Origin of the sequence: Cognatiluteimonas weifangensis, from assembly GCF_003416885.1 — a bacterium.
GTDB lineage: Bacteria > Pseudomonadota > Gammaproteobacteria > Xanthomonadales > Xanthomonadaceae > Cognatiluteimonas > Cognatiluteimonas weifangensis.
Window position 1 is genome coordinate 67,279 of sequence record NZ_QVPD01000012.1, and the last position, 12,957, is coordinate 80,235.

10 protein-coding genes are annotated in these 12,957 nt (G+C 69.5%); 6 read left to right on the forward strand and 4 right to left on the reverse strand.

What is annotated here, in order from left to right; translation table 11 throughout:
* Positions 1–108: 108 nt before the first annotated feature.
* Positions 109–633: a C40 family peptidase gene (locus D0Y53_RS10835; protein WP_199492051.1), complete on the reverse strand. Its 525-nt coding sequence runs from the start codon at positions 631–633 to the stop codon at positions 109–111.
* A 174-nt stretch (positions 634–807) separates the two neighbouring features.
* Here D0Y53_RS10835 and D0Y53_RS10840 point away from each other — a divergent pair, with 174 nt between their 5' ends.
* Positions 808–1,287, forward strand: a complete 480-nt coding sequence (locus D0Y53_RS10840; protein ID WP_117203341.1) for an FKBP-type peptidyl-prolyl cis-trans isomerase — start codon at positions 808–810, stop codon at positions 1,285–1,287.
* 177 nt (positions 1,288–1,464) lie between these two features.
* Positions 1,465–2,949, forward strand: a complete 1,485-nt coding sequence (locus tag D0Y53_RS10845; protein WP_117203342.1) for a DUF418 domain-containing protein — start codon at positions 1,465–1,467, stop codon at positions 2,947–2,949.
* Between the two features lie 725 nt (positions 2,950–3,674).
* Here the strand turns inward: D0Y53_RS10845 and D0Y53_RS10850 are convergent.
* Positions 3,675–5,288, reverse strand: a complete 1,614-nt coding sequence (locus tag D0Y53_RS10850) for a M4 family metallopeptidase (RefSeq protein ID WP_386725040.1) — start codon at positions 5,286–5,288, stop codon at positions 3,675–3,677.
* Positions 5,289–5,561: 273 nt separating this feature from the next.
* On the opposite strand from D0Y53_RS10850, the gene D0Y53_RS10855 reads away from it, so the two are divergent.
* The 3 genes from D0Y53_RS10855 (at position 5,562) to D0Y53_RS10865 (ending at position 7,932) form a co-directional block, all read left to right on the forward strand.
* Entirely contained in the window at positions 5,562–6,827 is a 1,266-nt protein-coding gene (locus D0Y53_RS10855; RefSeq protein ID WP_117203344.1) for an NAD(P)/FAD-dependent oxidoreductase, read from the forward strand.
* A 137-nt stretch (positions 6,828–6,964) separates the two neighbouring features.
* Positions 6,965–7,744 carry an N-formylglutamate deformylase gene (gene hutG, locus D0Y53_RS10860; protein WP_117203345.1) on the forward strand — a complete coding sequence of 260 codons (780 nt, stop codon included), beginning with the start codon at positions 6,965–6,967 and terminating at the stop codon, positions 7,742–7,744.
* Complete coding sequence (locus tag D0Y53_RS10865; RefSeq protein WP_117203346.1) at positions 7,741–7,932, forward strand: hypothetical protein; 192 nt, start codon at positions 7,741–7,743, stop codon at positions 7,930–7,932. Before hutG ends, D0Y53_RS10865 begins: the two co-directional genes overlap by 4 nt.
* 119 nt (positions 7,933–8,051) lie before the next feature.
* Here D0Y53_RS10865 and D0Y53_RS10870 read toward each other — a convergent pair whose 3' ends face one another.
* The gene (locus D0Y53_RS10870) at positions 8,052–10,013 is read right to left on the reverse strand and encodes an alpha/beta hydrolase family protein (RefSeq protein ID WP_117203347.1); all 1,962 of its coding nucleotides are present in this window, start codon (positions 10,011–10,013) and stop codon (positions 8,052–8,054) included.
* Positions 10,014–10,162: 149 nt separating this feature from the next.
* Positions 10,163–12,052, reverse strand: a complete 1,890-nt coding sequence (parE, locus tag D0Y53_RS10875; protein ID WP_117203348.1) for a DNA topoisomerase IV subunit B — start codon at positions 12,050–12,052, stop codon at positions 10,163–10,165.
* Between the two features lie 190 nt (positions 12,053–12,242).
* Between parE and D0Y53_RS10880 the strand changes: the two genes are divergently transcribed.
* Positions 12,243–12,635, forward strand: a complete 393-nt coding sequence (locus D0Y53_RS10880; RefSeq protein ID WP_117203349.1) for a hypothetical protein — start codon at positions 12,243–12,245, stop codon at positions 12,633–12,635.
* Positions 12,636–12,957 lie beyond the last annotated feature (322 nt).

The following is a 12,957-nucleotide window of genomic DNA, read 5'->3' on the forward strand; positions in this document are numbered from 1 at the left end:
CGTGCCGTGATGGTGCCGCACGATCCCCGGCAGCAGGTTCAAATTCCGTTAAAACGGCGTGAGGACAGCCGTGATGCCCGCAGGAACCGGGCGGGTGGCGCATTCAGTTCAGTGCAGGACGCGCTTGGCGCCGCTGTAATGCTCCTGCCACCAAGGGCCGTCCAGCCGGTCCAGCCGCACCGTGCCGCCGCTGCTGGGCGCGTGCACGAAGCGCCCTTCGCCGACGTAGATGCCGACATGGCTGACCCGGCCGTCGCTGCCGAAGAACACCAGGTCGGCGGCGGTCAGGCGCTCGGGCGGGATCCGCGGGCCCTGCCAGGCGGCCAGCTCGCGCGAGGTCCGCGGCAGCCGCAGGTCGAGCATGTCGCGGTAGACGTAGTTGACCAGGCCGCTGCAGTCGAACCCACCTTCGGGGGTGTTGCCGCCGTAGCGGTAGGGCGTGCCGACCAGGCTGATTGCGCGCATCAGTACGGCGTTGCTGGCGGCCGGATCGGCCGGGGCGTTGCTGGCCCAGTGTCCGCTCGCGGGCGCCGGGGCGCGGACGGCGTGCCGGGGGCCGCTCCCGCAGGCGGCCAGCGTCGCCGCCAGCAGCGCCGGTGCCAGCCAGCGCAGGCCGCGCCTTGGCACCCGCACGGGCTTGCCGGGATAATGCGCGACCGCCTCGGCTGGGTTCGGGACCGGCTTCGTCACGGCGCCAGCTTGGCGCCTTCACGCCGCAACGACAAGCCCCGGCCGCGCCCGACCGTCTGCCGCGCACTGACGCGCCGCCCCCTCCTGCCGCCCCGGCGGCCTCCACCGAGTCCCGCAATGAAGATCGAGAAAGACTGCGTTGTCCGTTTCCACTACACCGTGTCCGAGCAGGGCTCCGCGCCGCTGGAAAGCTCCGGCGAGCGCGAGCCGCTGGCGATCCTTGCCGGCCGCGGCAACATCATCCCGGGTCTGGAGCAGGCGATGGAGGGCCGCGAGGCCGGCGACAAGTTCGCAGTCGACGTGCCGGCGGCGCAGGCCTACGGCGAGAAGCGCGAGGGCCTGAGCCAGCGCGTGCCGAAGAAGCATTTCGGCGGCCAGCGCCTGCAGCCGGGCATGCAGGTGGTGCTCAACACCAACTTCGGGCCGCGCGCGGTGACCATCGAGAAGGTCGGCATGAGCGTGGTCGACGTCGACCTCAACCATCCGATGGCCGGCAAGGACCTGCATTTCGACATCGAGGTGGTCGAGGTGCGCGAGGCCACGGCCGAGGAACTCGAGCACGGCCACGTCCACGGCGACGGCGGCCACCAGCACTGACTCCGCGCCCCCGCGCCATCGGCTATCCCCGGGTAGCCCGCCGGCGCGGGTCGTTGCCGTTGGACTTGGTGGACGCGGCATTGCGTCGCCCCCGTGCCGGATGCCCGGATGACTTCCGGCCCTGACCGAAGGCCGGCTGCGCGGGTTCAATGCGGCATTCCTTGCGGAAACCCGACCATGCCCCAGATCCGCCCGCACGACGCATTGCCGCACGGACGCCTGGGCCCGGTCGCGGCGGGCGAACGCATCGTCGCCCTGGACGTGGTCCGCGGCTTCGCGCTGCTCGGGATCTTCCTGATGAACGTCGAGTTCTTCAGCCGGCCGCTGGCCGACCTCGACGCTGGCCTGCCGGTCGCGGCGGCCACGGGCCTGGATTACTGGGCCGGCTGGCTGGTGCACGTGCTGGTGCGCGGCAAGTTCTGGACGATGTTCTCGCTGCTGTTCGGAATGGGCTTTGCGGTCATGCTGACCCGGGCCGAGCGCGCCGGCGCCGCGTTCACCGCCCCCTACCTGCGGCGCACCCTGGCGCTGGGCGTGATCGGCGCGCTGCACTATCTCTTCCTGTGGGCCGGCGACATCCTTTTCAGCTACGCGCTGGGCGCGGCGCTGCTGATGATCGTGTTCCATGCGCGGCCGCGGCCGCTGTTCCTGTTCGCGGGGGCGTGCGCGGCGCTCGCCGCCGGCTGCGCGCTGGCGGCGAAGCTGGGCCTGGGCGCGCCGCCGTGGCAGCTGTTCCTCGCCCTGGGCGTGCCGGTGCTGGTGCTGGCGATCGTCGCCGCCGTGCTGCGGCGCTGGCCGCTGTCGGGCCTGCGCCATGCCGGACTGGCGCTGTACCTGCTGCCGTTCCTGGCGATGGCGGTCGGCGGTGCGGCGATGCTGCAGGCCCCGCCGGAGACGCGTGCGCCGGCGACGGCGCAGGCCGCGCAGGACACGCCGGCGGCGAAAGCGCAGGCGGAGCGCGCGCAACGGCTGCGCGAACATGCCGCCAGGATCGCCACCGAGGCGCGGGTGATGAGCCAGGGCAGCTATGCCGAGGCGGTGGCCCTGCGCGCGGGCGAATTCGGGCGCCAGGCAGGCACCGATGCCGCGTTCGCGATGATCGTCCTCGGCATGTTCCTGCTGGGCGCGTGGTTCGTGCGCTCGGGGATCATGCTCGATCCGGCGGCGCACCTGCCGCTGTTCCGGCGGCTGGCCTGGTTCGGCATCCCGGTGGGGGTGGGCATCGGCGTACTGGCTGCGGGCATCGCGACCAGCCATGTGCGCGGGCGGAACGATGCCGCGTTCCAGCTGGCGACCGGGCTGGCGATGCTCGGCAACCTGCCGGCGAGCTTGGGCTACGTCGCTGCCGTGGTGCTCGCCTTCCATGGCCGCTGGCGGCGCTGGGTCGCGGCGCTGGCACCGGCCGGGCGCATGGCGCTGAGCAACTACCTGCTGCAGTCGCTGCTGGGCACATGGTTCTTCTACGGTTACGGGCTGGGCCACTGGGGCATGGGCCGGGCCGGGCAACTGCTGTTCGTGGTGGTGGTGTTCGCGTTGCAGCTGCTGCTGTCGCACTGGTGGCTGGCGCGCTTCCGCTACGGGCCGCTGGAATGGCTGTGGCGCGGCGTCACCTACCTGCGCTGGCCCCGCCTGCGGCAGCCCCGGATCGGCCAGGCGGCATGAGCGAGACGCCGGTCCGTGCCGGCGCCAGTGCAGCAGACACGAAAGAGTGTTTCTCTCAGGCGGGGAACCTTGCGGGGAAACCAGCGGCCCGGCCATTGTGGGACACGCCGTGGATACACCCCTCAAGTGCGGAAACTTCTGCGGGGGGAAGCCGGTGGCCCGGCCTGTGCGGGACACGCCGTGAATACGTCCCTGTAGGCTCCTCGGCGGCATCCATGCCGCCGACGGTCCCGCACAGGCCGGGCCACCGGCTTCTGCACAGTGAGTCGGCGCTTGTAGAGAAAACCAGCCAGAAGCGATGAACTCCAAGCTCGCGAAGTCGCCGCCCGGCGGGCTGGGGGTGCGGAGAGTGGACCATGGAGGGTCCACGACCCGACTTTAAAGACAGGAGGTCGTCAGGAGGGCGCAGCACCCCCAGCCCGCCGGGCGGCGACTCCGTCCGAAGCCGATCTCACGAGCGCAAGCCATGACGCGACGTCATGGACAGGCATAGCCAACGCCCCGACTTAAAGACAGGAGGTCGCCGGAGGGCGCAGCACCCCCAGCCCGCCGGGCGGCGACTCCGTCCGAAGCCGATCACACGAAGCTAGGCCCTGCATGGCCTGCGGCCTGACTTAAAGGCAGGAGGGCGCAGCAGGGCGCAGCCGCCCCGGGACCGGGAGGAAAACTCCCAAAGAAACGGCCCGCTTGCGCGGGCCGTTCGGTATTGCATCGCAGCCGCGGACTCAGTTGACGCCGACCGCGCTCCAGGCCGAGGCGACGCCGTTGTACTGCGCCGAGCCGGAGCCGTAGAGGTCGCGCGCCGCATTGAGGGTGGCGGTGCGGGCGCCGGCGTAATTGGTGCTGGAGGTCATGTACACCGTCAGCGCCCGGTACCAGACTTTCTGCGCCGCATCGCGGCCGATGCCGCCGGCAGCGGTGTTGCCGTTGCAGACCAACTGCGCCGGCGTGACGCTGAACCCGGCCGGGGTGGTCGCGCCTTCGGCCATCAGGTAGAAGGCGTGGTTGCCGATGCCCGAGGAGTAGTGCACGTCCAGCGAGCCGACGCCGGAGCTGTAGCAGTCCGGCGAGGCGCCGTCCAGGCTCGGCTTGAACATGTAGCGCAGCGCCTTGGTGCCGGACGGATTGTTGACGTAGATCTCCTCGCCGATCATGTAGTCGGGGGTGTCGTTGGCGTTGTTGGCGTAGTACTCGACCATGGTGCCGAAGATGTCCGAGGTGGCTTCGTTGAGGCCGCCGGACTCGCCGGAATAGGTCAGGTTGGCCGAACGCGAGGTCACGCCGTGCGACATCTCGTGGCCGGCGACGTCGAGGTTGACCAGCGGGTAGTAGGTGCTGCCGTTGCCGTCGCCGAAGGTCATGCAGAAGCAGCTGTCGGACCAGAACGCGTTGACGTAGTTGCGGCCGTAGTGCACGCGGCTGAGTGCGCCCTTGCCGTCGTTGGCGATACCATTGCGGCCGTGCACGTTCTTGAAGTAGTCCCACGTGGTCGCGACGCCGAAGTGCGCGTCGGCGCCGGCGGTGGCGCGGTCGGAGGTGGTGTTGTTGCCCCAGGTGTTGTCGGCGTCGCTGAAGATCGTGCCGCTGCCGTTGGTGCGCTGGTTGAGGTCGGTGGTGTAGCCGCCGCCGCGGGTCAGATCCTTCATCTGGAAGCTGCCGCCGCAATCCTGGGTGCTGATGGCGACATTGCCCGAGAACAGCGTCCTGCCGGTGCCGTTGGCGCTGGTGGTGCCCGAGCAGGTGGTGCCACCACCGGGCTTTTTCGCGCCGGGCTTGGCGGTATGGACGCTGTCGTAGCGGTCGAGGATGCGGCCGCTGCGCGCATCGACGAAATAATGCATCTCGGTCGGGGTCTGGTCGGCCTTGAAGCCGCGCATCAGCACCTCGTAGGCCAGCACCGGGCTGCCGCTGCGGGCGTAGATCACCTTGCGGGCGCTGGGCACGCCGTCGAAACCGGTGCCGAAGGCGGCGCCGGCCTCGACGATCGCCTGGTCGCTGCTGATCCGGCTGGCCAGGGACGGGCGGATGCTGGTCTTCAGGGTCTGGCTGGCACCCTTGAACTGGCCGTTGCGCGAATGCACGACCACGTCGCCGCCGATCACCGGCAGGCCGCGCCAGGTGCGGTCGAAGCGGGCGTGTTCGGTGCCGTCGCGATCGACGATGACGTCGCGCACGAGGAAGGCGTCGGCATCGGCGCGGTGCAGGGCCGGGCCGTGGCTGTCGATCAGGCCGATGGCGCGGTCCACTGCGGGCGCATGCGCCGGTCGCGCGGCGGCGAGCGCGGTGGCGGGGACGGCAAGCACGGCGACGATTGCCACGCTGAGGAGACGGCTTTGCAGATGCATTCGTGTAACCCCTGGAGTCTGACGGAGTGGGCCGGCGGTACCGGCGGTGGACGTGCGCCCCGGGTCCGCGGCAGCGGAGAATCCGGGCGGTCCTGGGGCCGGCGGCGGCAAGTGCGGCACGCTGGCGACGGGACGAGCGAAAATAGGCGGGTTTTGAGACGCGTGTCATGTTGCGTCGCAATGTAATCGCGCTGGAAACGTATACATGGGCCCCGCCGCGGTCGAAACGGGGGTTGCGGGATTATTTGCCTGGGGGAATTTGTTGCTATGCAACATGATGCGCGGGACGTGCTGGTCGTCGGCGGCGGGGTGATCGGGCTGGCCTGTGGGCTGGCATTGCTGGAATCCGGACGCAGCGTGCGGGTGCTGGAAGCCGGCACCGCGGGCTGCGGCAGTTCGCACGGCAACTGCGGCACCCTGACCCCGAGCCATGCCTTGCCGCTGGCGGCACCGGGCACGATCGTGCGGGCGTTGCACTGGATGCTGACGCCGGATGCGCCGCTGTACCTGAAACCGCGCTTCGACCCGGCGCTGTGGTCGTGGCTGCTGCGCTTCGCCGGGCACTGCAATGCCCGCGACTGGATGCGTAGCGGCGCGGCGCGGGCGGCGCTGCTGCAGGCTTCGCGCGCCGCGTTCCCGGACTGGATCGCCAGCCACGGGATCGAGTGCGAGTTCGCGACCACCGGCACCGACCACGTGTTCCGCGACGCCGCCGCGCTGGAGGAGTACACCCGCGACCTCGCGGCGCTCGCCGAACTGGGCATCGCCAGCGAGGTGATCGACGGCGCCGCGTACGCGCGCGAGGAACCGGCGTTGCGCGCCGGCGTCGTCGGTGCGGTGCGCTTTCCCGGCGACGCCAGCCTGCGCCCGGACCGCTACGTCGCCGGCCTGGCGCAGGCGCTGCGCACGGCCGGCGGCGAGATCGTCGAGCACTGCGAAGTGCGCAACGTGACCACGGACGGCGACGGCGTGCGGGTCGCCACCGCCCTGGGCGATTACCGCGGTCGCGACGTGGTGCTGGCAGTGGGGGCCTGGTCGCCGCGGCTGGCGCGTGCACTGACGCCGGGATTGCCACTGCTGGCGCGGGCGATGCAGCCGGGCAAGGGCTACTCGATCACCTACGACCGCCCGGCGTTGGTGCCGCGGCGCCCGCTGACGCTGCACGAGCGCAGCGTCTGCGTTTCCATCTGGGGCAGCGGCTACCGCCTCGGCAGCACCATGGAATTTTCCGGGTTCGATGCCAGCCTCAACCGGCGCCGCCTGGACGCGCTGGAGCGCGCCGCCCACGAATACCTGCACGAGGGCGTGGGGCCGGTGCGGTGCGAGGAATGGTGCGGCTGGCGGCCGATGAGCGTCGACGACGTCCCGCTCCTGGGCCCGGTGCCGGGGCGCGCGCACCAATGGCTGGCGACCGGCCACGGCATGCTCGGGGTCAGCATGAGTCCCGGCACGGCGCAGTTGCTGGCGGATCTGGTCTGCGGCCGCACGCCGGCGTTCGATCCGGCGCCCTACCGTCCGGACCGCTTCGCGTGAGCGCGGGGCGGCTCCCGGCAGGCGCATGGCTGCGCCGCCCGCGTCTCGAGGCCTTGCGTGGGGGCGGCCGAAGTCGCGGGATATCGGACAATGCGCGTGCCGAACCCGCGCCGGCGCGGGAATGACGGGCCAGAGCCATGGGATCCGACACCTTCACCCTGCATCGCGGCACCCGGCCGTTGCTGCTCAGCCTGCCGCACGACGGCAGTGCGATCCCCGACGCGCTCGCGGCGCGGATGACCGACGCCGCGCGCCGCGCGCCGGACACCGACTGGCATGTGGCGCGGCTGTACGCGTTCGCGCGCGAGCTCGGCGCCTCGTTGCTGGTGCCGCGCTATTCGCGCTACGTGGTCGACCTCAACCGGCCGCCGGACGACGCCTCGCTGTACCCCGGGCAGAACACCACCGGACTGTGCCCGCTGGTGCAGTTTTCCGGCGAACCGGTCTACCGCGACGGCGGCGCGCCGACCGCCGACGAAATTGCCGCGCGCATCGACGCGTACTGGCGCCCCTACCACGCCGCGTTGCAGGCCGAAGTCGCCCGGCTTCGGGCCGCGCACGGTCGCGTACTGCTGTGGGAAGGGCATTCGATTCGCGGCGAGTTGCCGTTCCTGTTCCCGGGCCGGCTGCCCGACCTCAATCTCGGCACCGCCGGCGGCGCCAGCTGCGCCCCGGCGCTGCAGGCGCGGCTGGAGGCCGTCCTGTCCGCGCAATCGCGTTACGACTGGGTGACGAACGGCCGTTTCAAGGGCGGTTACATCACCCGCCATTACGGCGACCCGGACCACGGCGTGGATGCGGTGCAGCTGGAGATCAGCCAGCGCAGCTACATGGACGAGGCCAGCTCCGCCTGGGACGAGACGCGGGCGCGCCAGTTACAGCCCCTTCTCCGCGACCTGCTGGGAGCCGCGACATGAGCGATGTCGAACCATCCGCCGGGAAACCGCGTTCCGCCAACGTCGGCCAGCGCCTGTTCGCGCTGTTCGTGTTCGCCGTCCTCGGCTATCTGATCTGGCTGGCGGTCAGCGGCCGCTACGACACCGAGGTCGATCGCGTCGCGGCATGGCTGCACCGGCAGTACGCCGCGCTCGCGCGCCTGTTCTAGCGCGGCGGTGCGGCGCGCCCTTGTGCATGTGGGTTCCGGGGTGCGGCTTCCCCGGGCCAGCGCACCGTACGCTCGGCGGCAGGGTGCGGTCTCACGGCCGCACCCTGCCGGTTGCGGCGCTAGCGCGCGTCCGGGCCGATGTGCTTGGCGAGGAATGCCTCGATCCGGCGATACAACTCGGCACGATGCTCTGGCTTGTAGAAGCCATGGCCCTCGCCGTCGAATACCAGAGTTTCCGCCGGGGTGCCGGCTGCCTTGAAGGCGTTGACCAGCGCATTGAACTGGTCCATCGGCACGCGAAGGTCATCTTTGCCCGCGGCCAACAGCACGGGTACCTTGATCTTGGCCGCGTTTTGCGCCGGTGACCAGGCTTTCAGCTGCGCAATATCGGTGCCCAGCGCGCGGTCAAGATAACGCCGGCCGGAGGCGCCGTCGTCGATGTCGCCCTTTTTCTTCATTACCTGCAGGTCGTATACGCCCACATAGCCGATCGCGCACTTGTAGAGATCCGGGTATCGGATCGGCTGCATCAACGCGGCGTAACCGCCATAGCTGGCGCCGAAGGTGCAGATCCGGCTGGGGTCCGCCAGCTTCTGGGCGATCGCCCAGCGCACGCCATCGGCCAGGTCGTCCTGCATCTTGCCGCCCCACTGCAGGTAGCCGCTTTCCAGGAACGCCTTGCCGCGGCCGCCGGAACCGCGGTAGTTGATCTGCAATACGCCGTAGCCGCGGTTGGCCAGGAACTGCACATCGCTGTCGTAACCCCAGCTGTCGTAGGGACCGTGCGGACCGCCGTGCGGCAGCACCACCAACGGCTGCGGCCCCTTTCCGATTGCGCCGGTGTACAGGCCATGCAAGGTCAGGCCGTCACTGGTGGTGAAGCTGATCGGGATGCTGGGGGATAGCGAGCCGGCCTTGATCCAGGGCATTACCTCGTTGACCAGCTGCACCTTGTTGTTGCTGCGGTCCAGCAGGTAGTAGCCGCCCGGGTTGCGATCGCTCCAGACCAGGAACAGCAACTTCTTGTTGTCCCGCGTCCAGTCCAGGATCGACACCATCTGCCCCGGGAAGGCCTTCAGCAGGCCGGCATGCAGCTTGGCCCATTCGGAGTCCGGATCCAGGTACTGCACCGAGGGCTTGCCCTCGTCGAAGATCACGCCGAACGGCGGGCCATCGTGCCCGGCGTAAAGCACGCGTCCGATGCCCATGTCCTCGCGCCCGGCCAGACGCATGCGGGTTCCCTTGGCCAGATCCACCTTATAGAGTTGCGCCGGTTCGCCCTTGTCGACGATGGCGGCGTAGGCGGTGTTGTTGTCGGCTTCAACATACAGCAGGCTCATGTTGTAGCCAGCAAGCGTCTTGGGAACCGGTTGCCAATCATTGCCTGCGCCAGGGCGATACATCAGCACCGGATCGTCGTTGTCGTCGGTGGTTGTCTTCAGCCGCGCCCGCCCGGAGTGATCGAACATGAACGTCGCGGTCTCGCTGGTCTGCTCGATCAGTTCGCGATGGCCGCTACGGGTGTCGACCTTGTAGATCGCGGTCGGACGATCCTCGTCGCCCCGACGCTGCGGCCATGCGGTGAAATCCACCAGCACCTGGCCCGGCTCGTCATCCAGCACCTTGACCACGGTCGCGAAACCGCGATCCTTGCGGCGGCCGCGCTGTTGGCCGGCATCGGGCACGTAGGCAAACAAGGTTTCCTGGGTCTTTCCGGCTACATCCGAACTCATCAGTTCGCCATAGCTGTAAGGCCGGGCCTCCAGCGGTTCCATCTTTGCGCGTGAAACCACGATCTGGTCGTTGTCGCTCCAGGTCAGGCTGGTCACGTGCTGTTGCTTGCCGAAGCGAAGCACCTGGGTGCTGCCGCTACCGTCGAGCTTGACGATATGCAGCCGGGTCTCCATGCCATCCTCGTTGGGGACAGCCAGGGCGACGTACTCGCCAGTCGGCGACAGCGCCGCAGAGTTGATCTCCGCGTGGCGCGCGAAATCCTCGACGGGCAGCTTCGCCTGGGCGAGGGCTGGGACGGAGGGCAGGCATAGCAAGGCGGCCAGCAGGGTCGCAGGCGATCGGTTCATTCGGACTCTCCCCAAGTCGGTTCAGACGCCCCGTCGCCGGGGCCGCAAAATCCTAACGCCTGCAGGGGGGCGCTTGCCAAGCATGGCTCGCGCATACGTCGTCACCATCACCCGGAAGGCGAGGGAAATGGCGCCCCCTATCGCCCTCGTCACACCTCCAGCGTCGCCAGGTCGCCCTTGGCTTCCAGCCAGGCCTTGCGGTCGCCGGCGCGTTTCTTGCCCAGCAGCATGTCCATCAGCGAGCGGGTCTGGCCGTCGTCGTCGACGGTCAGCTGCACCAGGCGCCGGGTGTCGGGATGGATGGTGGACTCGCGCAGCTGCGCCGGGTTCATCTCGCCCAGGCCCTTGAAGCGGGTGACATGCACCGCGCCCTTGAGCTTCTCGCGTTCGATGCGCTCCAGCAGCAGGCGCTTTTCCTCCTCGTCCAGGGCGTAGAACACCTGCTTGCCGACATCGACCCGGAACAGCGGCGGCATCGCCACGAACACGTGGCCGGCCGCCACCAGTGCCGGGAAATGCCGCAGGAACAGCGCGCTGAGCAGGGTGGCGATGTGCAGGCCGTCGGAATCGGCGTCGGCGAGGACCACGATCTTGCCGTAGCGCAGGCCGGAGATGTCGTCCTTGCCGGGATCGCAGCCGATCGCCACCGCCAGGTCGTGCACCTCCTGCGAGGCCAGCACGCTGCCGGAGGCGACTTCCCAGGTGTTGAGGATCTTGCCGCGCAGCGGCAGGATCGCCTGGAAGTCCTTGTCGCGCGCCTGCCGCGCGCTGCCGCCGGCCGAGTCGCCTTCCACCAGGAACAACTCGGTGCGCGAGAGGTCCTGGGAGATGCAGTCGGCGAGCTTGCCGGGCAGGGCGGGGCCCTGCGTCACCTTCTTGCGGGTGATCTGCTTCTCGGTCTTCAGCCGCGCGCTGGCGCGTTCGATTGCCAGCTGCGCGATCTTCTCGCCCAGCTCGACGTGGGTGTTGAGCCACAGCGAAAACGCGTCGTGCGCGGCGCCCTCGACGAAACCGGCGGCCTGGCGCGAGGACAGCCGTTCCTTGGTCTGGCCGCTGAACTGCGGCTCGGCCATCTTCAGCGACAGCACGAACGCGGCGCGGTCCCACACGTCCTCGGGCGCCAGCTTGACCCCGCGCGGCAGCAGGTTGCGGAAGTCGCAGAATTCCCTCAAGGCATCGGTGCAGCCGGTGCGCAGGCCGTTGACGTGGGTGCCATGCTGCAGGGTCGGGATCAGGTTGACGTAGCTTTCCTGCGGCAGCTCGCCGTCGGCGGCCCAGGCCAGCGCCCAGTCGACGATGTCGGTGTCCTTGTGCAGCTGGCCGACGAACAGCTCCGGCGGCAGCAGCTCGGCGCCGGCCAGCTCGCCCTTCAGGTACGCGCGCAGGCCGTCCTCGTAGTGCCATTCCGCGCGCTCGTCGCTGGCGGCGTCGTACAGGCGCACGGTCAGCCCGGGGCACAGCACCGCCTTGGCCCGCAGCAGGTGCTTGAGCGCGCGCAGGTGGAACTTGGGACTGTCGAAATACCCGGGATCCGGCCAGAAGCGCAGCCGCGTGCCGGTGTTGCGCTTGCCGACGCTGCCGACGGTTTCCAGCGCCGTGACGCGCTCGCCGTGGGCGAAACCCATCCGGTACTCGTTGCCGTTGCGGCGGATGAATACCTCGAGCTTCGACGACAGCGCATTGACCACGCTGACGCCGACCCCGTGCAGGCCGCCGGAGAAGGTGTAGTTCTTGTTGCTGAACTTGCCGCCGGCGTGCAGCCGGGTGAGGATCAGTTCCACCCCGGGGATCTTCTCCTCCGGGTGCAGGTCCACCGGCATGCCGCGGCCGTCGTCGGCGACCTCGCAGGAACCGTCGGGGTGCAGCGTGACCTCGATCGTGCGCGCATGCCCGGCCAGCGCCTCGTCCACCGCGTTGTCGATCACCTCCTGCGCCAGATGGTTGGGGCGGGTGGTGTCGGTGTACATGCCGGGCCGGCGCCGGACCGGGTCCAGGCCCGAGAGCACTTCGATGTCGGCGGCGTCGTAACGGATGTTCATGCGGCAAAGCCCATGCGATGCGATCTGCCCTGCAAGGCGGAATGCGCATTGTCGCGTATCGGCGCCGGCAACGTTAAAAGTCCGTTGTTCAGTCGCGAGCAGGAGGGCGCTGGGTAGGGTCGGCGGGTCGTCGAGGGGCGCGACCATGAGAACCACTACGTTCATTCGATCCCCACAAGGAGATGTCACGATGACCCTGCGCAAACTGTTGCTTCCCACCCTGCTTGCCACCGTCCTGGCCACGCCGTTCGCCTTTGCCCAGAGCATCGGCGTGGGCGCCGGAGGCCATGCCGGCGTCGGCGTCCAGGCTGGCCCGGTCAGTGCCGGCGTTCAGGCGCAGAGCGATGCCCGGACCCGCGTCGACGCCGTGCAGCAGGCGGCCGAAGCTGCCCGCACGGGCGGCGAGCAGGTCGGCGATGCAGTCAGGGGCGCGGCCCGCACCGGCGACCAGGCCAGCGATCAGGCGGCCACTGCGATCTCCGGCAACGCCACCGCCACGGGCAACGCCGCCGTGACCGCGGACAGCGAGCAGCCGCAGGACGCCACCGAGCCGGAGGAAGAAGAGGGCGACGGCACGCCGTAAGACCTCGTGCGGTTGGTCAGCACGACTTTCCGCCCTGCCAGCGGCGCCCCGGAGTTCGGGGCGCCGTTTTTTTGGTTCCTCTCCCGGCTCATTGGGTCGGCTTCGGAGGAAGTCGCTGGCCGGCGGGCTGGGGGTGCTGCGTCTCCTGACTTTAAGTCGGGGCGCAGGGCGTGCCTGGCCTGACTTTGAGTCATGGCCTGCTCTCGGGAGATCGGCTTCGGCAGGAGTCGCCGCCCGGCGGGCTGGGGGTGCTGCGCCCTCCTGACGACCTCCTGTCTTTAAGTCGGGGCGTGGACCCTCCATGGTCCACTCTCCGCACCCC